This window comes from Arthrobacter sp. TJ-270 (assembly GCF_058269075.1).
This window is the reverse complement of the sequence record NZ_JBZCNB010000008.1, coordinates 94,488-118,546: the sequence shown is the minus strand read 5'-3', so window position 1 is coordinate 118,546 and position 24,059 is coordinate 94,488. Positions and strand designations below refer to the sequence as shown.

General features: G+C 64.3%; 17 protein-coding genes and 1 tRNA gene. 12 read left to right on the top strand and 6 right to left on the bottom strand.

The genetic code is table 11. The annotated features are described in order from the left end of the window. Positions 1-53 precede the first annotated feature (53 nt). A complete protein-coding gene (locus AC4D2M_RS14440; protein WP_490892584.1) occupies positions 54-1,466 on the top strand; it encodes a dihydrolipoyl dehydrogenase family protein in 1,413 nt (470 codons plus the stop codon). Here AC4D2M_RS14440 and AC4D2M_RS14435 read toward each other — a convergent pair. The 3 genes from AC4D2M_RS14435 to upp form a co-directional block, all read right to left on the bottom strand. Beyond that, entirely contained in the window at positions 1,463-1,987 is a 525-nt protein-coding gene (locus AC4D2M_RS14435) for a SixA phosphatase family protein (RefSeq protein WP_490892583.1), read from the bottom strand. The genes AC4D2M_RS14440 and AC4D2M_RS14435 overlap by 4 nt on opposite strands. A gap of 31 nt (positions 1,988-2,018) precedes the next feature. Beyond that, positions 2,019-2,861, bottom strand: coding sequence for a winged helix-turn-helix domain-containing protein (locus tag AC4D2M_RS14430; protein ID WP_490892582.1), 843 nt, complete (start codon positions 2,859-2,861; stop codon positions 2,019-2,021). Positions 2,862-3,309: 448 nt separating this feature from the next. After that, on the bottom strand, positions 3,310-3,945 hold the full coding sequence (gene upp, locus AC4D2M_RS14425; protein WP_490892581.1) for a uracil phosphoribosyltransferase: 636 nt from the start codon (positions 3,943-3,945) through the stop codon (positions 3,310-3,312). Between the two features lie 22 nt (positions 3,946-3,967). On the opposite strand from upp, the gene tadA reads away from it, so the two are divergent. The 4 genes from tadA to AC4D2M_RS14405 all read left to right on the top strand — a co-directional run bounded on the left by tadA (position 3,968) and on the right by AC4D2M_RS14405 (position 6,643). Continuing rightward, positions 3,968-4,447, top strand: a complete 480-nt coding sequence (tadA, locus tag AC4D2M_RS14420) for a tRNA adenosine(34) deaminase TadA (protein WP_490892580.1) — start codon at positions 3,968-3,970, stop codon at positions 4,445-4,447. A 96-nt stretch (positions 4,448-4,543) separates the two neighbouring features. Further along, positions 4,544-5,047 (top strand): DUF1440 domain-containing protein, encoded by a 504-nt coding sequence (locus tag AC4D2M_RS14415; RefSeq protein WP_490892579.1) that lies wholly within the window; start codon positions 4,544-4,546, stop codon positions 5,045-5,047. Then, positions 5,037-6,503 carry an SDR family NAD(P)-dependent oxidoreductase gene (locus AC4D2M_RS14410; RefSeq protein ID WP_490892578.1) on the top strand — a complete coding sequence of 489 codons (1,467 nt, stop codon included), beginning with the start codon at positions 5,037-5,039 and terminating at the stop codon, positions 6,501-6,503. Before AC4D2M_RS14415 ends, AC4D2M_RS14410 begins: the two co-directional genes overlap by 11 nt. A 50-nt stretch (positions 6,504-6,553) precedes the next feature. After that, positions 6,554-6,643: transfer RNA gene (locus tag AC4D2M_RS14405), tRNA-Ser, on the top strand. Between the two features lie 73 nt (positions 6,644-6,716). Here AC4D2M_RS14405 and AC4D2M_RS14400 read toward each other — a convergent pair. The 3 genes from AC4D2M_RS14400 to ectB form a co-directional block, all read right to left on the bottom strand. Beyond that, positions 6,717-10,673 (bottom strand): Pls/PosA family non-ribosomal peptide synthetase, encoded by a 3,957-nt coding sequence (locus AC4D2M_RS14400; protein ID WP_490892577.1) that lies wholly within the window; start codon positions 10,671-10,673, stop codon positions 6,717-6,719. Between the two features lie 133 nt (positions 10,674-10,806). After that, positions 10,807-12,228, bottom strand: a complete 1,422-nt coding sequence (locus AC4D2M_RS14395; protein ID WP_490892576.1) for an aspartate kinase — start codon at positions 12,226-12,228, stop codon at positions 10,807-10,809. Next, on the bottom strand, positions 12,225-13,496 hold the full coding sequence (ectB, locus tag AC4D2M_RS14390; RefSeq protein WP_490892575.1) for a diaminobutyrate--2-oxoglutarate transaminase: 1,272 nt from the start codon (positions 13,494-13,496) through the stop codon (positions 12,225-12,227). Before ectB ends, AC4D2M_RS14395 begins: the two co-directional genes overlap by 4 nt. 212 nt (positions 13,497-13,708) lie before the next feature. Between ectB and AC4D2M_RS14385 the strand changes: the two genes are divergently transcribed. The 7 genes from AC4D2M_RS14385 to AC4D2M_RS14355 all read left to right on the top strand — a co-directional run bounded on the left by AC4D2M_RS14385 (position 13,709) and on the right by AC4D2M_RS14355 (position 24,004). Further along, positions 13,709-14,176 carry a 23S rRNA (pseudouridine(1915)-N(3))-methyltransferase RlmH gene (locus AC4D2M_RS14385; protein ID WP_490892574.1) on the top strand — a complete coding sequence of 156 codons (468 nt, stop codon included), beginning with the start codon at positions 13,709-13,711 and terminating at the stop codon, positions 14,174-14,176. A 105-nt stretch (positions 14,177-14,281) separates the two neighbouring features. Next, complete coding sequence (locus AC4D2M_RS14380; RefSeq protein ID WP_490892573.1) at positions 14,282-14,881, top strand: hypothetical protein; 600 nt, start codon at positions 14,282-14,284, stop codon at positions 14,879-14,881. 81 nt (positions 14,882-14,962) lie between these two features. Further along, on the top strand, positions 14,963-15,691 hold the full coding sequence (locus tag AC4D2M_RS14375) for a YcnI family copper-binding membrane protein (protein WP_490892572.1): 729 nt from the start codon (positions 14,963-14,965) through the stop codon (positions 15,689-15,691). 82 nt (positions 15,692-15,773) lie between these two features. Continuing rightward, positions 15,774-16,466, top strand: a complete 693-nt coding sequence (locus AC4D2M_RS14370) for a DUF4232 domain-containing protein (RefSeq protein WP_490892571.1) — start codon at positions 15,774-15,776, stop codon at positions 16,464-16,466. A gap of 84 nt (positions 16,467-16,550) precedes the next feature. Then, a complete protein-coding gene (locus tag AC4D2M_RS14365; RefSeq protein WP_490892570.1) occupies positions 16,551-21,221 on the top strand; it encodes an ATP-dependent helicase in 4,671 nt (1,556 codons plus the stop codon). Continuing rightward, positions 21,214-22,008 carry an Fpg/Nei family DNA glycosylase gene (locus AC4D2M_RS14360; RefSeq protein ID WP_490892569.1) on the top strand — a complete coding sequence of 265 codons (795 nt, stop codon included), beginning with the start codon at positions 21,214-21,216 and terminating at the stop codon, positions 22,006-22,008. Before AC4D2M_RS14365 ends, AC4D2M_RS14360 begins: the two co-directional genes overlap by 8 nt. Positions 22,009-22,081: 73 nt before the next feature. Then, a complete protein-coding gene (locus AC4D2M_RS14355) occupies positions 22,082-24,004 on the top strand; it encodes a DUF6541 family protein (protein WP_490892568.1) in 1,923 nt (640 codons plus the stop codon). Positions 24,005-24,059 lie beyond the last annotated feature (55 nt).

Sequence of the window (24,059 nt, the reverse complement as noted above, 5' to 3'; positions counted from 1 at the left end):
AGACTCAAGCCAACTGCTTGCCCAGCCGCGGGTCGGGTGGAAAGCTCAGGACCATGAGCGCTGAGCGAACCACCGACGTCGTCGTTATTGGAGCAGGCGCGGTCGGCGAAAACGCTGCCGCCCGCATAGTCCGGGGTGGGCTCTCCGCCGTGCTCGTGGAGGCCGAACTTGTGGGCGGAGAGTGTTCCTACTGGGCGTGCATGCCGTCCAAGGCACTGCTGCGGCCCGGATCCGCCCTGCAGGCTGCACGTGCTGTGGCCGGTTCACGCGAGGCCGTCACCGGCACGCTCGACGCACAACAAGTGCTCTCCCGACGCAACGAGTTCACGTCCCACTGGGACGATTCATCGCAGGCCGACTGGATCAACAACACCGGCATCATGCTGATCCGCGGACGTGCGCGCCTGACCGGCGAGCGTCAGGTCGAGGTAACCACCGACGACGGCGCCACCACCCTGGTTGCCCGCCACGCCGTCGTGCTCGCGACCGGATCCACCCAGTTCATCCCACCCATCGACGGGCTTAACGGCCTGAACTACTGGGGCACACGTGAAGCCACGTCCGCCAAGGAGATTCCGGAGAGCCTCACCGTATTGGGAGGCGGCGTCGCGGGAACCGAGCTGGCGCAGGCGTACGCCCGGCTCGGTTCAACGGTCACCCTGGTGGCGCGGAGCGGGCTGCTCGGTAATTATCCGGAACCTGCAACACGCCTGGTGCAGCAGGGACTGGAGCGCGACGGCGTCACCCTCCATCTGCACACCGGCACTGACTCCGTTGCCTACGATGCTGCCCGGTTCCGGGTGAGCCTGGCGGGCGGTGCCGTTGTGAAGTCGGAGAAGCTGCTGGTTTCCACGGGCCGCCATCCGGCACTGGCAGATCTGGGCATCGAGCAAATCGGGCTGGAGCCCAAGGGGATCGATACGGACGATTCCGGGCAGGTCAGGAGCCATCCGTGGCTTTACGCTGTCGGCGATGCCGCCGGGAAGGTTCTCCTCACGCATCAGGGGAAGTACGAGGCGCGGATGACCGGCGACGCCATCGTCGCGCGGGCCAACGGCTCACTGAAGCGAGAGCCGGAACCATGGAGCCCCTTCGCAGCAACCGCGGACGCCTACGCAGTTCCCCAGGTCGTCTTCACCGATCCGGAAATAGCCATGGTCGGCAGAACCCTTGAGGCTGCGAGGACGGACGGGCTGAACGTCAGCGAGACGTCGCTGGATCTTGCGGTCGCCGGATCCTCGCTCCACGCCGACGGGTATGAGGGCTGGGCGCAGATGGTCGTCGACGAGGACCGGAACGTACTGGTGGGCATGACCTTCGCCGGATCCGACGTCGCCGAGCTGCTGCATGCTGCGACCATCGCAATCACCGGGGAGGTGCCGCTGGACCGCCTCTGGCACGCGGTGCCCGCCTATCCAACGATCAGTGAGGTGTGGCTGCGCCTGCTGGAGAAGTACGGGCTTTAGGCGCGGCGGACTACGAAATCGGTCACGTCGGCATCACGACCGTCCAGCTCCGCCCAGTGGCCGGCATGGTCAAGGACGGTGAGTCCCGCCGTCGGGTAGTGGGTGGCAAGGTCGACGACGGAGTCCTCGTCCGAGTCGACTGACGCGAGCCGCATGGCGAGGTTCTGGATGCCGGGCAGGTGCGCAATAACCAGGACGCTTGTCGCCGTTTCCGGTACGTGGTTGATGACGGCCAGCATTTCGGTAGCGCTCGCCGCATAGAGTTTCGGCTCGAGCCTGGGTGTCGGTGCCTTCTCCCCCAGTTCCTGGCATATCCAGATGCAGGTCTGGCGCGCGCGCAGTGCCGTTGACGTGATGATGAGGTCAGGAAGGGCGTCGTTATCCACCATCCAGCGCCCGATCAGGGGCGCATCCCGATGCCCGCGGGCACTCAGGGGACGCTCATGGTCGGCCACATCGCCATGCCAGTCAGACTTGGCATGGCGCATGAGCATCAGGCGCTTCAGATGGTGCGAGGACATCCCCTCACCCTACTTCGTGCGAAGCGGCAGATTAGATCGAGTACTCCGGAGCGGCCCAGACAACAACCTCGGGGTGCTCGTAGAAGCGGTAACCCTGTCCCCGAACTGTGCGTACGGTGTTGGCCAGCCGACCGAGCTTCGAGCGCAGGCGGCGGATATGCACATCGATGGTGCGCTCATTCGGTACCTCGTCGGCATTGCGCCACAGTCCGCAGAGGAGTTCCTCGCGCCCAACAGTCCGCGACGCATTCTCGACCAGGTAGTTGAGGAGTTCGAATTCCTTGAACGTCAGGTTCAGGATGTCCCCGTCCAGGTGCACTTCGCGCCGCGAAAGGTCGATCAGTACGCCGGTGGGGCGTGGGGCCGGCGGCGGCGTGGGCTGCTGGTCGGTGCGTGGACGGCGATTCACCGTCGGGTCTCCCAGCGCCTGCCGGACAACGTCGATATCAGTGCCGACAGCGTCTGCCGGAGCGAGGGCGACAGCGGCGTGGCTCTGTGCGCCGGGGACAAGGGTGCGGACATATGCCCTCACGTCCTGCGCAAGCTTGCTCAGCGTGGTGTCATGCTCAGCGGCGGTATCCTCATCCAGCGCAACGTAGAGCACGAATCCGCGTGCGGTTGTGTCACCGGTAACCGGCTGCGGTCCGGGAATCCCGTTGGGAGCGACCACCGGGAGAGGTGCGGTGATGGGCTGCGCATTGTCAGCAGATGATGGTACGGGCTGCAGCTGTCCGTAAGCCGGAGCATATGCGGCAGCAGCCGGCTGACTGTAGGCCGGAAGACCTGGGCGCTGACCGTAGGCCTGCCGTTGAGCGCTGGCCCGGTTCTGGGCGTTGCGGAGGGAAATGTGGACGTATCCGGAAGAAAGGGTCATGTCTAAACAACCTCATGGTGAATCGCCGTCATCACGGCTCGAATGCAGGGGTGTGCCCGGTCGAGATGGAGCTTCTGTGGAGCCCGCCGTTGGGCTAGAAAATGCGTAACAGTGTGGGGTAAGCGGTTACGCGCACATTCGACAACAGCGCGATCCCTGCGCGGACATGATGCCCGAGGAATATGCTGCGGCTGCAGATGCTGCTGAGTTGGTGTTCACAATCCGAATTATTGCACGTAACAATCCGCTACGCACAAGTAACAATGGTAAAGCGTCCGCATTCTGGACCGCGGCTGAAGTAGACAATTCGTCAACGGCGGCGCGCCGACACCCCACATTCGTGGACGAATCGGGTTCACTTCCTCACGCAGGAAACAAATGGTCCAAGAAGTGAACCGGTTGCATTGCAGGGTCTCACCCCGTTGCCCGAATGGTGGACAGGGGTGGCCTAGCCCACGACGCCGTACAGGCGGTCCCCCGCATCCCCCAGGCCGGGGACGATGTAGGCGTTCTCGTTCAGCTTCTCGTCAATCGATGCCAGAACTATGGTGACGTTGGCGCCCTCCAGTTCCTGCTTGAGGGCCTCCAGTCCCTCGGGCGCAGCAAGAAGGCAGATGCAGGTTACATCGGCTGCGCCGCGACGGAACAGGAACTTGATTGCTTCACGGAGGGTGCCTCCCGTGGCAAGCATCGGGTCAAGAACGAACACCTGACGGCCGGTCAGGTCATCCGGCAGCCGCTCGGCGTAGGTGATAGCTTCGAGGGTTTCCTCGTTGCGGGCCATACCAAGGAAGCCCACTTCCGCGGTGGGCACCAGGCGCGTCATCCCCTCGAGCATGCCCAGTCCGGCGCGCAGAATCGGAACCACGAGCGGCGTAGGTTTGACCAGACCGGTTCCGACGGCGGTAGTCACCGGTGTCTCGATCTGCACCGGTTCAACACGCACATCCCGGGTTGCCTCATAGGCGAGCAGGGTCACCAGCTCCTCCGTAAGCAGCCGGAAAACCGGTGACGAAGTGTTCTTGTCCCTAAGGACCGTCAGTTTGTGGGACACCAGGGGATGGTCGACAACCAGAACGCGCATTGCTCAAAAGTATCATTGGCACATGCCCGCCCATTCTGCCCCCGCACAGCGGGATCACGCCGCGTGGATGGAGTTGGCGCTGCAGGCGGCCCGGCGCACAGGTGAGACGGCGGATGTGCCGATTGGCGCCGTCGTCGTTGGTCCGGACGGCACGGTACTGGCCACCGGCTGGAACGAACGCGAGGCGACCGGTGATCCCACCGCCCACGCCGAGGTACTCGCGATTCGCCGGGCAGCCGCTGTCCTCGGGGCATGGCGGCTGGACGGCTGCACGCTCGTGGTGACTCTGGAGCCGTGCTCGATGTGTGCGGGAGCCAGCGTTCTCGCGCGGATCCCCCGGGTTGTCTTCGGGGCATGGGATGAGAAGGCCGGCGCAGCCGGGTCGGTCTTCGACGTTCTGCGTGAACGCCGCCTGAACCACTGGACTGAGGTGTTCCCCGGCGTCCTTGAGGACGAGTGTGCTGCCCTGTTGAAGGAGTTCTTCACTGTTCGCAGACGCTGACGGCGGTAGCGGCTGCCATCCTGGAAGCTTCCCTTCCATCCTCGTGGCCAACATACTGGAGTGATAAGCCTGCTTATCAACCCGCGGAGGCTCGAAGTGAAGCGACAGAAAAACACGTCCGGTGAAATGATGCGCGGAGCGGTGGCTGGGGCTGCCGGCGTATGGGTGATGGATAAGCTCGGCTGGTTCATGTACAACCGTGAGAATTCGACGGCGCTCAAACGCGAGCACCTCGCACGGATCGGCAACAGGGACGTGGCACATGCAGCGGTGAGGAAAATCGCTCAGCTCACCGGCGCCAACCTGCCCACCCAGCAGCCCAGCGCTCCAGGCATGCTGGTGCACTACGCTCTCGGAGTGCTTCCCGCCGCGCTCTACTGTGTAGCCCGCCATGGGGTCCCGGCGCTGCGTGCGGGCAATGGGTCCCTCTACGGATTGGGCCTGTTCGTGCTAATGGATGAAATTCTGGCGCCGAGTCTCGGGCTGGCATCGGGGCCAAACAAATACCCTTGGCAGGCACACGCGCGGGGCCTCGTGTCCCATGTTGCGCAAGGCGTGGTGACCGACAGCCTTCTGCGCGTTTTCGACCGTGTCCGCTGACCTCAGTGGCGCCGTCGTCGTCATCACCGGCGCCAGCAGCGGGATTGGCCGGGCCACTGCGCGGGGTTTCGCGAAAGAGGGCGCCCACCTGGTTCTCGCTGCGCGCGGGAACGACAACCTGCAGGAAGTAGGGAACGAGTGCCGTGAGCGCGGGGCCCGCGTGATCTGCCTCCCAACGGACGTCGGTGACGAAGCACAGGTGGCGGCGCTGATGCAGGCCGCCGTTGATGAATTCGGCCGAATCGATGTCTGCGTGGTGAACGCCTCGGTGTTCGCCTATGGAACTTTCGAGGCCACTCCGTCGGAGGTGTTCAGGAACGTCATCGACACCAACCTTGTAGGCGCTGCCAACACTGCCAGGCAGGCGCTCCCGCAGATGCGGCAACAGGGCACCGGAACCCTGATCTTCATCGGATCCGTCTATTCGAGAATCACCTCTCCGTACGTATCCGCATATGTGGCGGGCAAGTTTGGGCTGCACGGCTTTGTCCGCGTACTCCGTCAGGAATTGCGCAAGGCCCGCGGCATCCACGTCTGCCTGGTGCTCCCCGCCACAATCGATACGCCCGTTTATCAGCACGCCGCGAACTACACCGGGCATCACGTCCACCCCCTGCCGCCGGTGGTCCATCCCGAGCGGGTGGCGCAGGCGATTCTTCGCAGTGTCAAAACTCCGCGGGCAGTCACCATTGTGGGAGCAGTGCAGCGAACCCTCATACCCGTGCACGCCCTGCTTCCGCGGTTGTATGACCTGTGCGTAGGCCCAGTGATGAACCTCGTTGCCCTTCGCCGTGGCCGCGTAGCTCCGCACCCGGGAACGGTGTTCACACCTGCCCGTGGGGCAAACTCCGTCACCGGCGGGTGGGGCAGGCTGGGACGCCTCCATCGAAGCGCTCCGCCGAAACCGAAAGATCACTCCTCCTCAACGAATCAGCCGCCAACTCATCACACAACTCATCACGAAGGAGCAGCAATGAACTCGCAGCAGGACGGCATGAAGGAACTGGTCAAGATCGTGAAGGATGCGGACATCGCCATCCTGACGACGGTAAACGCTCACGGTCAGCTCGTCAGCCGACCGCTTGCGGTGCAGGACACCGACTTCGACGGCGACCTGTGGTTCTTCACGGACGACCCCTCCCCGAAGGCGGACGAGATCCGAGCCAACCCTCAGGTGAACGTGTCCATCAGCAGCGGCAAGGGATATGTCTCGATCGCCGGCACGGCCACGCTGACAAAAGACCGTGCCAAGATCGATGAGCTGTGGAGCGCATCCGTGAAGCCCTGGTTTGACGGAAAGAATGACCCGTCAATTGCCCTCATCAAGGTCGACGGCGACACGGCCGAGTACTGGTCTCTGGACACTCCCCGAGTGGTCGCCGCTATCAAAATCGCCAAGGGCATGGTCTCGGGCGATCGCCCCGATCCGCGCAGGAACGACGTCGTAGGCCTGTAGTTCCGCTCATTTTGGGAGTGGAGCACCTCAGCCGGTAAAGTGGCACCGTTGGTGACGTGTCCGAGCGGCCGAAGGTGCAACACTCGAAATGTTGTTTGGTGTAAAAGCCAACGTGGGTTCAAATCCCACCGTCACCGCCACGCGCGGATTTTCATCCGCTGAACTGCAGTAACGGGTTCCCCTTCTCGTTGAGCGAGGAGGGGAACCCATTGTTTAAGCGTTGGTCGCTGCCTGAACGCGTAGCTCGTGCCCCGGATTCCCGCCGTACACCGTCCCCGCGGGAACTGTCTGGCCTTTCATCAGGAAGGTGTCCGCCTCAAGTACTGCAGAATCTTTCAGTGTCACCCCGTAATGGACAAAGGCGTTCACCCCGATTGTGCACCCATCACCGATATCGATGCCTTCGACTTTGAAGGCGCCGTCTTCCATTGAGTGGCATTGGAGCGTACTCAGCGTGTTCAGGGTGCAGTCATCGCCAATCGAGACGATTGTCTTCTCGGGGATGGAGCACCCGTCGTCGAACAGTCGTTTACCAACGCGCACGCCAAGGAGCTTCCAGATGAGGTTCTTGAACGGTGTCCCGTTGAACAGATCAAGATAGGTGATGGCGCTGAGCTTCCAGAATCGTTCATGACGCCAAAAGCGCTGGTCATAGATGGAGCAGAACAGCGGTTCCAGACGTCGGAACAACAGTGATGCCCGCTCGATGAGAATAAAATACACAGTGGTGAATATGAGCAGCCCGATGAAGGCCGCTGTTACGACCAGGACGTCGAAGATGTTGTGTAACGCGACGGCGAAAGAGCCCACCAGCAGCGTTACATACGTGAGGATCCACCGGGTCATCAGGAAGATCGCGATGGTCACGCCATTGTGGCGGTTCTTGGCGCCGAGCCGGGTTTTGAACTGCGCCGGTTCGATCCTTTTGAACTCGCTGTCGCGCTGCACCGAGCGGGGAATCTCGAAAGGCGGGGAGCCGAGCAATCCGATACCTTGTTTCTCCGGGCCGTCGATAGGCACCATGACCTTTGTCGCGAGCAGGCAGTTTTCGCCGGTACTTGCGCCAGGGGGATAGACGATGTTGTTGCCGAAGAAGCTGCGTGCCGCGATCGTCGTCGGAGAGACCCTGAAAGAGCTGCTCGAAAAGTCCGCATTCATGATCGAGAGTCCGTCGGCGACCATCGTGCCGCTGCCGATGGTGACGGTGAAGGGATTCTCGTGTTTGAGGGCAACCCCGAAGTTCGAGCCTGTCTGAACCAGGTCGGGTTGCTTGTACCCGATCAGCCGCAGGTAATGCACTATGAGGGAACTGTCTCCAGTGAGCTCCATGTAGAAGCGAAGATTCGTCAATCCCGCGATCATGCCGTGCAGAACGTACGGCAAGCTGTACAGGGGATACACCTTGCCCGGTTTCAGTGCGAGGTTGAGCAGGCGCGGAAGCGTGGACACGACGACAAGTCCGGTGATGACGGCCCCGAAGAAGAGGATGAAGGATATGCCGAGGGCTTCCAGATAGAAGAGCGAGTTTGAGTGGTTCAGGTGGCCGGTGTCCAGGTATGCCGGCAGCAACAACGATATGGCGCCGAGCCCGATCGGACCGATGAGCAGCACACGGTTGATCACCGTGAAAATACTGTATGTAACCCGCCGCCTGGTGCTGCAGCGCACCGGGTTCACGAGCCGGAAGTCGCTGCCGCCTGGGCGGGCCGGGGAACCGCACCAGGATTCGCCCGGCGGGATCGCCTGGGAAGCATGGAGGGAAGATGCGTGCCCGAGTTGCGCCGAGTCTCCGACGGACGACCCGATATCCAGGATTGACGCTTCCCCAACGACGGCGTTTGCCCCTATGGTCACCGGACCAGTTTGGATTTTCCCGCGGTAAGCGCGGTAGCAGGCGAAAGCCGAGTCCTTCCTGATGACTGTTCCTTCACCGATACTCAGAAGATCGGGGCATGCCGGCACGGAGCCGGCGAAGATTGCGACGTTCCGCCCGACTTTCGCACCTAGTGCCCGCAGGTAGACGACGTAGACGGGTGTGCCGATGAACATCACCATGGGGTTGGCCCGGATCAGGGTCTTGACGACCCAGAACCGAAGGTAGCGCAGTGACCAGACGGGGATCTCCTGGACGGTCCACCGTCCCACCAAGAGCCATTTCGTGGCGATGGGCAGGAGAGACAGGACAATGAGAATCCCGATGCTGTAGACCGTAGAGCGCACCAGCACATCAATAGGCGTTTCACCGGCGGACGCATATAGGTACCCCCTGAGCAGGATGAAAGATGCTGCGAAGGTGACCCCCACAAAACAGAGCGCCTGCACGATCCCGCAGATGACGTACTGGGCGGTGGTCGCTGTGGCCACCGGGGTGTCATCGTAGGGCGAACCGTCTGCAGACTCCGCCGGCTCGTCGCCCATCGTGTCGGCTAAAGCGGTGATCGTCGGGTTCAGGTAAATCTCGCGCATGGACACAGGGGGCAACAACGCATTGCGGCGCAGGCGCGCGCAGAAGTGTGCCAACAGAAGGGAGTTGGCACCGAGGTCGTTGAAGAAATGGTCATCAACGGACACCTTCTCGACATGAAGAACCTCGGCGAGCGATTCGGCGAGGGCCTTCTCCATGTCAGTTGCAGGCGCCACATAGTTGTTTTTTCCCGTTACGGTGCGCTCTCCCTTAGGCACCGGAAGGCTCTTCCGGTCCGCTTTGCCGCTTGGCAGCATCGGGATTACGTCAAGCCGGTCCACGTATGCCGGGACCATATACCCCGGAAGGCGCTCCCGCAGAAACTCCCGCAGATCCGCTTCATCCACCGTCGGTGTGTCACGACGCAGACTGTAGTGGGCTGCGAGCTCCACGTAGCCCGGCTCGGGTGCGTAGGTGCTGACGACCGCTTGCGCGATGCCCTGGAACTGCAGCAGAACCGATTCGATCTCAGAAAGTTCGATGCGATAGCCCCGAACCTTGACCTGGGTATCGATCCGACCGAGATATTCGATCTGGCCCTCGTCATTGATCCTGCCCAGATCACCGGTGCGATAGATGCGTCCTGACGGGTTGTCGCTCAGGCTGAGGAAGTCCGGGATGAAGGCCCGCTCGGTGAGATCTGCCCGGTTGACATAGCCACGGGCAAGTCCGATCCCTGCCAGTGCAATCTCTCCGATCTGGCCTTGCGGGACCTCCTGCGGACTCTCGGGCTCAAGGATCACAGCGGAATAGGTAGGCAGGGGTTTGCCAAGAGTTACGGGCCTGTCCGGATCCGCAATAGCCAGGGTGGCGGTCACCGTGGCTTCCGTGGGTCCATACACGTTGAGGAAGCGCCTGCCTGGTTTGTGCCAGCGCACTATGAGGTCACGTGGGCAGGCCTCGCCCGAAACGAGCAGGAACCTTAGATTGGGCAGATCCTCGTCGATTGTGGCCAGCAGAGTTGGCACACAGCACACCGCGGTGATGGAATTCTCACGGATGAATGCCGCCAGGTCGACCCCTAGGAGGCTCGCCCCTTGCGGCTTGGGCACCAGTGTGGCCCCCACCATCCACGGCACCCAGATTTCCTCGACGGAGAAATCGAAGGCGATAGTCATCCCCTGGTAGACGCGATCATCATTCTGCAGGCCATAGACGTTGGAAGCGACCTGCACGAAGTTGCAGATGCTCGCGTGTTGAATCTCGACGCCTTTGGGACGGCCCGTTGATCCAGACGTATAGATGATGTATGCCAGATCATCTAGGTCGCCCACCGAGTGATTCCCGGTCAGACGCGAGGGTTCTTGTTCCTCGATCTGCGAGTCTTCCAGGTCCAGGCAAACGAGCGGGCTGTCCTGCGGTAGCAACTCAGCGAGGTGGGACAACGTCAGGGTCATCGTCACACCAGCGTCATCGATGATGTACTTCAGCCGGTCAGGAGGGAAACCCGGGTCGAGCGGAACATAGGTGGCGTGGACTTTGAGGATTGCAAGCATTGCCGCGTAGGTGCGCCATGGAGCGTCGAACATCAGCGCTACTCGGGACCCGGGGGCAACTCCATGCGCGAGTAGGTACCGCCCGAGCCTGTTGGCGGCCCGGTCGAGGTCTCCGTATGTCAGGGTCATCTCGCCGGCGTCGACTGCCAGGTGTGATTCGCCCAGTGTCCTGGTGATCTGGTCGCATCGGGCTTCGAAGAGAGTATCCAACCGCGCATGCCCGGCTTGTCCGTCCGGACTTGGTGGAAGGGGTGGCAGGACCGGGCGTCGTTTGGAGCCTGTCCTCCACCGGTCAATCGCGGACTGTTGACCGTGGATCGTCGGCTGGCGCCGTGTTGTCGGTTCAGGGGTGCTTGAGCCCACGTGTCTCTCCTGTCTGGGCAACCTGCCCGTATGCCGCAGACAATTGTGCGTGCGCCTTCCCGAGCCCGAATGCCGCTTCAACCTTGCTCACCGCGTCCTCAAGCCGATCGGCCGGGATAACTGCTGAGAGAGACAGCTCCGATGTCTCCACGAGCTGGACCGGGATGCCGGCATCTGAGAGAACTCTCAGAAACGCATAAAGCACGTCCGAGGAGGAACGCAGCCCGAGCCCGGAAACCGTGATCTCGCCCATATGATCCTGAATCAGCACGCGCCGGAAACCGACCGTTGCCTTCATCGCGGTGAGCGTCGCGAGCGCTGCGGGCACGTCGGCGCCCGGAATTATGAACACAACGTCCGAGCTGGAGTGGTTCGCCGTATGGAGAGATTGAGTGATCGTATTGACGACCAGCCCCGATTTAGCCAAGTCCTCAAAAATCCGCGCGGTAACGTCAGGCTTGGCCGGCACCTCCGTAAGCGTCACGGTGGCAGCCGAATTGTTGCTTGTTACGGTGGAAATGACGGGCCGTTCCCTTGCGGACGTGTCGCGGTGGCCGTCGAGGCAGGGTAGGACGAGAGTGCCGGCGGCTTGCGTGAACGATGACCGCACGTGAATGGGAACATCGAACCGGCGAGCGTACTCAACACACCTTAGGTGCAGGATTTTGGCGCCCGAGGCTGCGAATTCGAGCATCTCCTCGCTGGAGAGAACGTCGATCTTGCGGGCAGTCGGCACAATCCGCGGATCAGCCGTGTGGACGCCGTCGACGTCGGTGTAGATCTCACAGAGGCTTGCTTCCAGTGCCGCGGCGAGCGCAACAGCAGTCAGGTCCGATCCTCCCCTTCCGAGGGTGGTGAGCTTCCTCTTCTTCTTGCGGATGCGCCCCTGAAAGCCCGCCACGATGGCGATCCCTCCCTGTTCAACGCAGGCTCGGACGCGGTGCGGTTTGACGTCAACGATGTGCGCATGTCCATAGACATGGTCCGTGATCAGGCCGGCCTGTTCCCCCGTGAAGGTGCGCGCCTTAACCCCCAGGTCAGCAAGAGCAATGGCCAGCAGTGTCATCGGGACAAGCTCACCCGTAGTAAGCAGCGCATCCAGATGCCGCTGCTGCGGATGTTGAGACACACTATGAGCCAGTTCCAGCAACTCATCCGTGGTGTCGCCCATTGCGGAAACGACGCCCACCACCTTGTAGCCAGCCAGGTGCGCGCCTGCAAGCCGCTGAGCTGCGTTGAGGATGCAGGCGGCATCCTTAACTGACGAACCACCGAACTTCTGCACGATCAGGCTGCCGTGCGGAGGGAGATACCTTGACGGCCCCACGTACGGAGGACAGAGAGGCTCCCCGGGATCGTCCGGCGTGCTGATCGGAGCCGACAGATCGATGTCCGTAGTCATCGGAGATCAGCTTTGGCAATCGAGTCACCGGTCACCGACATTGCCGCTTCCGCGAGGATATCCAGTCCGCGCGAGAGGTCCTCGGCAGTGATGGTCAATGGCGGCATTACCTTGACAACTTCACTCTGCGGACCGGAGGTTTCCACGAGCAGACCCGCGTTGAAGGCCTCGGCGGAAACCTTCCGCGCCGTTTCCGGGTCTGGGTAGAAGATACCGGCGACCATTCCGCGCCCGCGGACCTTTGCCCCCTCGGTGCGGGCCGCGATGCCCCCGAGCCGCTCATGCAGTTCTCCTGTACGAGTGGCTATCTCCTCCTGAAGTCTTCCGTCGGCCCAATATTCTTCGAGCGCCGCTGCTCCGGTGACAAAGGCTGGGTTGTGGCCGCGGAAGGTTCCGTTGTGCTCTCCCGGGTGCCAGATGTCCAGCTCCGGCCTGAATAATGTCAGCGCCATGGGGAGCCCGAAGCCGGAGATGCTTTTCGATAGACAGACGATGTCGGGGGTGATGCCGGCAGGTTCGAAGCTGAAGAAGGACCCGGTTCGTCCGCAACCAGCCTGCACGTCGTCGACGATTAACAGGACACCGTGCGCGTGGCATAGTTCCGACAGGCTCTTGAGCCACGTTGCTCGTGCTGCTCTTAGTCCGCCCTCGCCCTGGACGGTCTCGACGATGACGGCAGCCGGCTTGTCCACGCCCGAACCACTGTCCTCCAGGGCCCGGCGCAACCAGATGAGGTCGTCCGCCTGGTCGGGAAGATACCCGTCATACGGGATGCTCGAGGTGTTGTTCAACGGGATGCCGGCGCCCCCACGCTTCATGGAGTTACCCGTTACGGACAGGGAGCCGAGCGTCATCCCATGAAATGCGTTGGTGAAGCTGAGGACGTGGTGCCTGCCTGTGTTCTTGCGCGCAAGTTTCAGGGCGGCTTCCACGGCGTTGGTGCCCGTCGGGCCCGTGAACATCACCTTGTAGTCCAGCCTGCGCGGAGTGAGTATGAGGTCTCGGAAGACTTCCAGGAACCTCCGCTTGGCAGGAGTCTTCATATCGAGTGAGTGCACAATCGCGCCGGACTGCAGGTACTGAATGAGCGGCGCGAGCAGAGCAGGATTATTGTGGCCGTAGTTCAGGGCTCCAGCCCCGGAGAAGAAATCCACATACTCGCCCCCGTCCTCGGTGCGTAAATGGCTTCCCTCCCCATGGGAGAAGACAGTGTCCCAGCTCCGGCAATAGGAACGAACGTTTGATTCCAGGCTTTCGAATATGTCCATCTCGGGTCCCCTTGGTTCGTCAAACAACCTCAAAGTCGCGGTTGATGAGCGATATGTAGGCTCCGGAGAGCCGGTATGCGGCAACAGGCGATGGACCTGCTGTTCGAGGGTGCACGTTCACACTTGTACTGAGAGTGGTGCTTTAATTCTGCGCGCCGGACCTTGGGAAAAGCTTCGATTCGGGCACCCCGCGCCGGCGCTAGCGTTGTCCTATGGCATTACGCGCGCTGGCTGTCGGCCGGAAACATGAGTCCTGGGTGGCTGAGGGCATCGCCCGTTACGAGAAGCGGCTCAAAAAGCCCTTCGACCTCACCTGGCAGCTCATCCCTCATTCCGCTCGCGAGGGCGACGCCGCACGGGATGAGGAATCGACACGCCTCCTCGAACGGCTCAGGGGGAAGGGCGCCACTGACTATGTCATCCTCCTCGATGAGCGTGGCAAGGCCGTCGACTCTCCGACGCTCGCTGCCCGGCTTCAACAATCTCTCGACAGCTCCCGCAACATCACGCTGATCATTGGAGGCGCCTACGGCGTCAACACTGAAGTGCATCAGCGAGCAGACTTTGTCTGGTCCCTCTCGCCGCTTGTCTTCCCGCACCAACTGGTCCGGCTCATTCTGGCCGAACAGCTCTACCGGTCCCAGGAAATCGCGGGGCACCGCCCCTATCATCACGAGTAGGCATACGACCGAGCCAAACCGTCGGCGGCAGCGAATAGAGTAGGACTGCAACACCACTTCTACGTGAAGTAGAAAGAGGTAGGAAGTCCCGGGAGGGGGGAACTGATGGCCGGCACACACCTGCGCATGATGCGCGCCGCAGCGACCGCCGTCGTCGTCTTCTTCCTCGCCGCAGGCGCACACCTCGCCGGTGGGGCGGCGCTTCCCAGCCCCCTGATCCTCGGCACGCTGGCCGTCACCACGCTGCTTGCTGTCACCATCCTTTCGCGGGGAAAACTCTCGCTCCCCCCCGTCCTTGGCATCCTGGGTGCCGGCCAGGTGCTCCTGCATGAAGCGTTCACAACTCTTACGACGACGGCGGCGTGCGTCCCTGCCCCGCGCGGCCACTTTGGTCCGCAGCAGGTGCACTGCGCGCCGAAGGGCGGACTGGAGCACGCGCACGCCTTTTCGATGTTTGACAGTCCGCTGATGTTGGGGGCCCATGCTGCCGCCGTCGTCGTCACCGCATTGATGCTGTATCACGGGGAAGCGGCGCTGGAACTGGCTGCGCAGTGGCTGCGGCCTCTCGTCGCGCTGCCGCAGCCTGTCATCTATCCGCCGCTGGCCAACCTGCCGCTTCTTCCCGAGGCTCCCGCCCGCAACTACCTCGAGCCGCTGCTGCACATCAGACCGCTGCGCGGCCCGCCCCTGCGTACCTCTCACTGATCACCACAGACGCTTCTGCTCCCGGTTGCGTCACTTCCACACTTCAGCTGTCCCCTGGGCAGCACCTTGAGAGGTAACACCATGAAGAGTTCACTTCGCCATACCCTGATCGCCGCTGCAGCAACGACGGGTCTGATGGGCCTCGGCGCCGCGGGCGCCGCCGCACACGTCACCATTACTCCCAATACAACGGCAGCCGGGGCGTACGCCCTGCTCACCGTTGGCTTTTCCCACGGTTGCGACGGATCAGCCACCAACAAGCTCACCATTTCGCTACCGAAACCACTGGTGGACGCAAAGCCGGAGATCGTGCCCGGCTGGACAGTGGAAAAGGTCACGGAAACACTCGATGAGCCACTGACCCTGGACAACGGCAGCAGTGTCACCGAGCGCATCGGACAGATCGTGTACACGGCCGACACTCCTGTGGAGGACGGCTACCTGCAGCAATTCGACATCTCCGTTCAGCTTCCGGAGAGCGAGGGCGAAACCATCGCGTTCCCCGTCCTCCAGACCTGCGAGAAGGGCGAAACCGATTGGGCGGAGATTCCCGCCGAGGGTGAGGACCCGCACAGCCTCGATGCTCCCGCACCGACCATCACGCTGACCGGGGCGGACGAGCACGGTCATGCAGAGGACGAGGCTACCGAACCCGGAACCGCCGCTGAGGCCACCGGCCTGGAGAGCGCGTCCGCCAGCAGTGACACATCGGGCGCAGCGGCAGCCGGCTACGTGGGACTGGGGGCAGGCCTTCTTGGCCTGATCGCCGGCGTCGTGGCCCTCCTGCGCACGCGCAAGGCCAAGGCGTAGGAAGTAACGATCCCTGCGTCAATCAGCCCCCGTGCCGTCGAGGCTGATTGACGCAGGGATCCTTGCCCATAAGGGTGGTCCTATGACTCCCCGCGCATACGCTGCCCGCCTGCTCGCTGCCTCCGTCGCCGTTGGAACGCTCGCCCTTACCGGGTGCGCTCCCAGCGATCCGGCCGAGGAGGGGACACCGCCGGCATCGTCGGCCAGTGTCGAGCCGACGACAGCGGAAGCCGAGCCGACGCCCGAACCCACCGAATCCGAATCAGCATCGGCCGAGGCATCGGCGGAACCCCCTGAGAGCAGTGAGCCGGCCCCGTCGGAGACAGCCAGCCCGACGGCGGCGCCCGCGGAGGGCGTGTGCACCGCCGACATGCTCAGCGCTGTCCTCGAAACGGAAATGGGCGGCGGAGCAGCGGGAAGCGTCTACCGGCAGATCATCTTCACCAACCTGGCCGACGAGGAGTGCGAGATCACCGGCTACCCCGGGGTTTCCTACGTCGACGCTGCGGGCAACCAGGTGGGCGCGCCCGCCGACCGGGATCCGGGTGAGTCCACTGAGGTGACTCTGGCACCGGGCGAGTCCGCTATAGCACCCGTGAAGCAGACCAACGCCGAAAACTACGGAGCGGAGTGCCGGCTGACGGAGACCGTGGGTCTGCTCGTGTACCCGCCGAATGACACCGCTGCGCTGATCGTCGACCAGGCAGGCACCGCGTGCGCCTCCGAGGACATCGTGCTGATGACGGTGGCCCCCACCAAGCCGTTGGCACCCTAGCGGCGCACCGCGCCGCCGCACTCCTCACCGCCGCGCTCCTCACCCACCTGACAAAATGTCGGAGGGGTAGGAGATGATGAATCGATGACATCGGTGCTTGAGAAATTCACGCCCGCCACCCGCCAGTGGTTCGAGGGCGCTTTCTCCGCACCCACCCCCGCCCAGGAGGGCGCGTGGAACGCCGTATCCGCCGGTTCTCACGCACTCGTTGTCGCACCAACGGGCTCAGGCAAAACCCTCGCCGCGTTCCTGTGGGCGCTGGACAGCTTCATTGCACGGCCGGTCGAGGGCAAACGGTCAACCCGTGTCCTGTACATCTCGCCGCTGAAAGCACTCGGCGTCGACGTGGAGCGGAACCTGCGCGCTCCGCTCATCGGCATCACGCAGACCGCCAAGAGGCTCGAACTGCCGGCACCGTCCGTCACGGTGGGCGTGCGCTCCGGCGACACTCCGCAGGCCGAGCGGCGCGCCCTGCTGACGCGTCCGCCGGACATCCTGATCACCACACCTGAATCGCTCTTCCTCATGCTCACGTCCCGGGCGAGGGAAACCCTGATGAACCTGGACACGGTCATCGTCGATGAGGTCCACGCCGTCGCCGGCACAAAGCGCGGCGCGCACCTCGCCCTTTCCCTCGCGCGTCTTGATGCAATGCTCGACAGGCCCGTGCAGCGCATCGGCCTGTCGGCGACGGTTGAACCGAAGGAGACGGTCGCCCGTTTCCTCGCCGGCGATGCGCCCGTGGAAATCGTGTCCCCGCCCTCGAAGAAGTCGTGGGACCTGACGGTCACCGTCCCTGTGGAGGACATGACGGAACTCGGCGGCGCCCCCACCAATGACGACGACGGCGGCCCCAGCCCCTCGCCGAGCATCTGGCCTCATGTGGAGGAAAAGATCGTCGACCTGATCGAGACCAAGCGGTCCACGATCGTGTTCGCCAACTCCCGGCGACTGGCTGAACGACTGACCGCCCGCCTGAACGAGATCCACGCCGAGCGCCTCGAAGCGGCCACGTTCTGGGATTCGCCGAGTGACGCGCCTCCGACCGAAAAAGCGGAGCCGAAGCGCACCCCGGCCGAGTTGATGGCCCAGGCCGGTCAAACCGACGGCGCGGAGCCGCTGCTCGCGAGGGCGCACCACGGTTCCGTGTCAAAGGACCAACGCGCGCTCATCGAGGATGACCTGAAGTCCGGCCGCCTGCGCTGCGTGGTGGCGACGTCGTCGTTGGAGCTGGGCATCGACATGGGCGCCGTGGACCTCGTGATCCAGGTCGAATCCCCGCACTCGGTGGCCAGCGGGCTTCAGCGCGTGGGCCGTGCGGGGCACCAGGTGGGTGAAATTTCCGAAGGCGTGCTCTTCCCGAAGCACCGCGGAGACCTCGTGAACACCGCAGTCACTGTCGAGCGGATGCTGGCGGGGCGGATCGAGCCCCTTTACATTCCCACCAACCCGCTGGACATCCTCGCCCAGCAGACCGTTGCAGCCGCCGCCCTGGGCACCATTGACGTCGAGGAATGGTTCGACGTCGTCCGTAAGTCGGCGCCCTTCGCGACCCTGCCTCGCTCCGCCTTCGAAGCTACCCTCGACCTCCTCGCCGGCCGGTATCCGTCGGACGAGTTCGCTGAACTGAGGCCCCGCATCATCTGGGACCGGGTTGAAGGGACCATCACGGGGAGGCCGGGCGCCCAACGCCTGGCTGTCACCTCCGGCGGCACCATCCCCGACCGCGGACTGTTCGGCGTCTACCTCGTCGGATCGGAAGATGCGGGTTCGAACCGCGGCGGCCGGCGGGTTGGCGAGCTCGACGAGGAGATGGTCTACGAGTCCCGGGTGGGGGACGTCTTTGCTCTGGGGGCAACCAGCTGGCGTATCGAGGACATCACCCACGACCGGGTGCTGGTCTCCCCCGCCTTCGGGCAGCCCGGCAAGCTTCCGTTCTGGAAAGGTGATTCGCTCGGCCGTCCGGTGGATCTCGGCCGGGCACTCGGGAAGTTCGTCCGGGAGCTTTCCAGTGCGTCGGATGACGACGCCGTCGCCCGGTGCCGCGCGAGCGGCCTGGACGAGTGGGCGGCCGGCAACCTCCTGGCCTACCTCCGGGAACAGCAGCAGTCCACGGAAGTCGTGCCGAGCGACCGCACGCTGGTAGTCGAGCGCTTCCACGACGAGCTCGGGGACTGGCGGGTTGTCCTCCACAGCCCGTTCGGCATGCCGGTGCACGCACCGTGGGCGCTCGCCGTCGGCGCCCGGCTGGAGCAGCGGTACGGGATGGACGGCTCCGCCATGGCCTCCGACGACGGCATCGTGCTGCGGGTGCCCCTGATGGAAGACGAGCCGCCCGGAGCGGATCTGTTCCTGTTCGATGCAGAGGAACTGGACGGCATCGTCACTGCGCAGGTGGGCGGCTCGGCGCTCTTCGCTTCCCGGTTCCGCGAGTGCGCGGCGCGCGCGCTGCTGCTGCCGCGCCAGAACCCGTCCAGGCGCAGCCCGCTCTGGCAGCAACGGCAACGCTCCGCCCAGCTGTTGGATGTGGCGCGCAAGTTCCCTACATTCCCGATCATCCTCGAGACGGTCCGCGAGTGCCTGCAGGACGTCTACGATCTTCCCGCGTTGAAGGACATCGCCGGGCAGATCGACCGCCGTGAACTGCGGATCGTCGAGACCACCACGGCACAACCCTCTCCGTTCGCGCGCACCATGCTGTTCGGCTACGTCGCATCCTTCCTTTACGAAGGTGATTCCCCGCTGGCGGAGCGCCGCGCCGCCGCGCTCTCCCTCGACCCCACGCTCCTTAACGAGCTGCTCGGGCGCGCGGAACTGCGGGAACTGCTCGACGCCGGCGTCATCACCGACACCGAAAAGGAACTGCAACGCCTCGCTCCAGACAGGAAGGCGCGGGGGATCGAAGGCGTCGCCGATCTGCTGCGTCTCCTCGGACCGCTCACGACCGCCGAGATCGCCGAACGGTCCGAAGAGCCCGAAGAAGCTGCCACCCACATTGACGCGCTCGTCAGAGCCAACCGGGCGCTGCGGGTCAACGTCGCCGGCGCCGAACGCATCGCCGCGGTGGAAGATGCCGCCCGGCTGCGCGATGCACTCGGAGTGCCGCTGCCCATGGGCGTTCCCCTGGCCTTCATTGAACCCGTCCCGGACCCGCTGGGTGACCTCGTAGGCCGCTACGCCCGCACCCATGGCCCCTTCACCGCAGCCGAAGCCGCTGCCCGGCTGGGACTGGGCGTCGCCGTCGTCGTCACTGCCCTGCAGCGATTGTCCGCTGACGGGCGCGTGGTGGAAGGCGAGTTCCGGCCGACCGAGTCCGCCCCCGGGCACGAGGCTGCGTCGAGCGAATGGTGCGACTCCGAGGTCCTCCGGCGGCTACGGCGTCGTTCGCTCGCTGCGCTGCGGCACGAGGTGGAGCCGGTGGACCCGGCAGCGTATGGGCGGTTCCTGCCCGCGTGGCAGCACGTCGGTTCGGGGCTTCGCGGGCTCGACGGCGTGGCCACGGTCATCGACCAGCTGTCCGGGGTGCCTATTCCGGCGTCGGCCTGGGAGCCGCTGATCCTGCGCTCACGGGTGTCGAACTACAGTCCCGCGATGCTCGATGAGCTTGCCGCGACCGGCGAGGTTGTGTGGTCCGGCGCGGGATCGCTGCCGGGCAACGACGGCTGGATCTCGCTCCACCTCGCCGAGAACGCACCGCTGACCCTGCGGCCTGATCCCGAGTTCGAGCCCACGGCCCTGCAGCAGGAACTCCTGGAACTGCTCGCCGGCGGTGGCGCGTACTTCTTCCGTCAGCTCGTTCAGGGACTTGCCAACGGCGATCAACCCGGCGACCCAGCGGTGACTGCCGCACTGTGGGACCTGGTCTGGGCCGGCCGAATCGGCAATGATACGTTCACCCCCGTGCGGTCCCTGCTCGCCGGCGGGAAAACGGCCCACAAGCAGCGCGCCCCCACACCGCGGGCACGGACGGCGCGGATGGGAAGGCTCGGCAGGGCGCCGTCGCTGACCGGAAGCAACCCGCGCGCGTCCGGGATGTCGGCCGGGAACGACGGCGGCTCCGGCTACCAGCGCAGCACTCCTCCCCAGGTGGCCGGCCGGTGGTCGCTGCTTCCCGCGGTCGAGGCTGACACCACCATCCAGGCGCATGCCACCGCGGAGCTACTCATGGACCGTTACGGCGTCCTTACCCGCGGCTCCGTTGCCAGCGAAGGCATCCCCGGCGGGTTCGGGCTCATGTACAAGATGCTGTCCCGGCTGGAGGAAATGGGGCGCTGCCGCCGAGGATACTTCATCGAGCACCTCGGCGCCGCGCAATTCGCGGTGCCGGCCACCGTCGACCGTCTCCGCTCGTTCAGCGCCGACGCACGTCCGGACGCCGCCGTCGCGAAGAAGCCCACCGCCGTCGCGCTCGCCGCCACGGACCCGGCGAATCCCTTCGGCGCGGCCCTGGGCTGGCCCCAGCACGACGGCGGGCACCGGCCCGGGCGAAAAGCAGGTGCCCTGGTGGTGCTCGTCGACGGGCAGCTCGCGCTGTACGTTGAACGCGGCGGAAAAACGATGCTGACCTACACCGGGGAAACAGATTCGATGACAGCTGCGGCAACTGCGCTGGTGGCCGTAATCCGCCAGGGGGCGGCGGACAAGATGGCCGTCGAGAAGATCAACGGTGAGTCGGCGCTCGATTCCGCAGCCGGCCGGGCGCTTGCCGACGCCGGCTTCTACAGCACGCCGCGCGGATTGAGGATCCGTGCCTGAGGGAGATACCGTCTGGCGCGCCGCGCGCGACCTCAACCGGGCACTGCACGGCAAGGAGCTCACCCGCTGCGACATCCGGGTACCGCGCTTTGCCACGGTGAACTACACCGGGCGTACGGTGCGCGACGTCGTCGCTCGCGGCAAGCACCTCCTCATCCGTGTAGAGGACGAGTGGAGCATCCACTCGCACCTGAAGATGGAGGGCCTCTGGCACGTCTATGCCAAGGGTGGAAAGTGGCGGCGCCCGGCCTTCAAGGCACGCTGCATCCTGGAAACCGAAACGTCCACGGTTGTGGGCTTTGAGCTCGGCTTCCTCCGTGTCATTCCGCAGGATCAGGAGAACGACGCCGTCGGGTACCTGGGACCCGATCTACTCGGACCTGACTGGGACCCTGAAGAAGCGCTGCGTCGATTGCGCGCCGACCCGGATCGACCAATCGGCCTGGCACTGCTTGATCAGCGGAACCTCGCAGGCATTGGTAATGTTTACCGGTGCGAACTGTGTTTCCTGGCTGGTGAGCATCCGCTCACCCCGGTGGGTGAGGTGAAGAACCTTCCCCGCATGGTGGAGCTCGCGCACCGGCTGCTTGACGTGAACAAGGAGCGGTCCAACCGGGTCACTACCGGTTCGATGCTGCGTGACCCGCTGTGGGTGTACGGAAGAAGCGACCGGGGTTGTCTCCGGTGTGGAGCGCGGGTGGTCCGCAGCGAGCTCGGCGACAACGAACTCGAGCAGCGGGTGCTTTACCACTGCCCGCACTGCCAGCCCGCAGGCGTTTCCGCGTGATCCTGAAGCCCGCCCGCACCCGTCCAACCGTCCCTACCGCCCGCGCCATCCGAATTACCGACCGAGGGAGACCATGAGCTGGGTCAGCACGCTCCCCGGGTTCCTCATTGCGCTGCTGGTGCTGGTCGGCCCCGGCCTGCTCTGGGGCGCGCTGTTCGGGCTGCGTCGTCTCACCCTGCTTGCCCTGGCCGGCCCGCTCAGTGTGAGCGCCGTCGTCGTCGCCTCGGAAACCGCAGTGCTGGCGGGCGTTCGCTGGTCGCTTGTCCCGCTGATCGGTGTGACAGCCGCCGTCGGTGTGGTGCTCTGGCTGGTCCGTCGACGCTTCGGCGACGCCTTAGCCACCGATCCCGGCGGGCCGTTGCGGCCGAACCTGCTCGCGTGGGCGGTGGCCGCGGTCCCCATCGGCCTGATCACCCTGTGGATCTTCGGGAATCCGGAAAACATCGCCCAGTCACACGACAACATCTTCCACCTCAACGCCATCCGTTACATCGCCGAGAGCGGCAACGCGTCCTCCCCTGACCTTGGGTATCTGGGTACGCGGGCCCCCGTCTTCTACCCGGCTGGCTGGCATGCGCTCGTTTCCGTAGTTCTGATGTCCTCCGGGTTGTCCATACCGGCGGCCATCAACGTGGTGAACCTCACGATTGTCCTGACGATCTGGTGCGTCGGCTGCCTCTTCCTCGTCACCCGCGTAACCGGCGAGCGCCGCAGGGCCCTGTTCAGCGCCGCCGTGCTGTCCGGCGCCTACAGCAGCTTCCCGTACCTCCTGTACGAGTTCGGCGTGGTTTACCCGTTCATGCTCTCCGTCGCCATGCTGCCCGCGGTGCTCGGCCTGGTGGTGCAGCTGATGCGCGTCGGTGCACCACTGCGTACGACGACGGCCGCGAACCTCCTGCTGCTGCTCGGCCTGCTCCCGGGACTGGCGCTGGCACACCCGTCATCACTGGTCGGCGCAATGGGTCTCAGCCTTCCGGTCGTTCTGGCGTCCGCGTACGGCAGCCTTCGCAGAGGCGGCGGACCAGCGTGGCGCACGCTTGTTCCCACTGGTGTTTACCTGCTGGTCCTCGCGTCCGCATGGATGCTGCTTCGGCCCGCCCGCACCAGCTCCGATAACTGGGATGAGCTCGGCAACGCGGGCTTCGCCCTGCTGGAGGTGATGCTGCAGTCCCCGCTCTACCGACCCCCCGCCTTCCTCGCAGCCGTCCTGATGTTGGTCGGTGCGGTCGTGGTCATCCGACGGAAGCGGCACCGCTGGACGCTGGCCCTGTACGCGCTGGCTGCGATGCTGTTTGTGATCGGGAACTGGAAAGAGGCGCCTGACCTGCGGTGGCTCGTGGCCGGCGTTTGGTACAACGACTACTTCCGGATCAGCGCCATGTTGCCGGTCGCCGGGATCATCATCGCGTCGATCGGAGCGGTGGCACTCATCGACGCCGTAGCCCGGCACCCGAAAGTGCGTTCCTTCCGCCGTAACCGGAGCGGCAGGCAGGTGACGGCTGCCGCCGTCGTGCTGGTTCTTCTGGGTGTGGCGTTGGCGCCGCTGGGCGCGGTGCAGCGCGGAGTGGCAGAAGCCGCCTCGAAATACCGGTTCACGGACAACTCGGACCTGCTGACCGCCGATGAACTCGCACTGATCGAGCGGCTGCCGGACGCTGTAGAGGAGGGTTCAGCCGTTGTGGGGGTTCCGCTGACCGGGGCATCGCTTTCCTACTCCTACACCGGGATTCCCACGCTGCTGCCTTATGGAACCCTCCCTGCCCTGCCTTCCGGCAAGATCATCTACGAATCCCTGGACGATCTCACCACCAACCCCGAGGTCTGCCCTGCCGTCGAGGAAACGGGGGTGCGCTATGTGCTCGACTTCGGGATCAGCTCGGTGCACCGGGGAGAAACAGAAGTGGCGCCGGGGCTGCAGGACCTGACGCGTGAGAACGGGTTCGAACGCGTGGACAGTGAGGGGACGGCCGCGCTCTACCGGGTCGCCGGGTGCTGACCGTGGGCGCGGACTGGTAATGCAGGCTGCAGTGCGTTCTTCGCTACCCTTGATA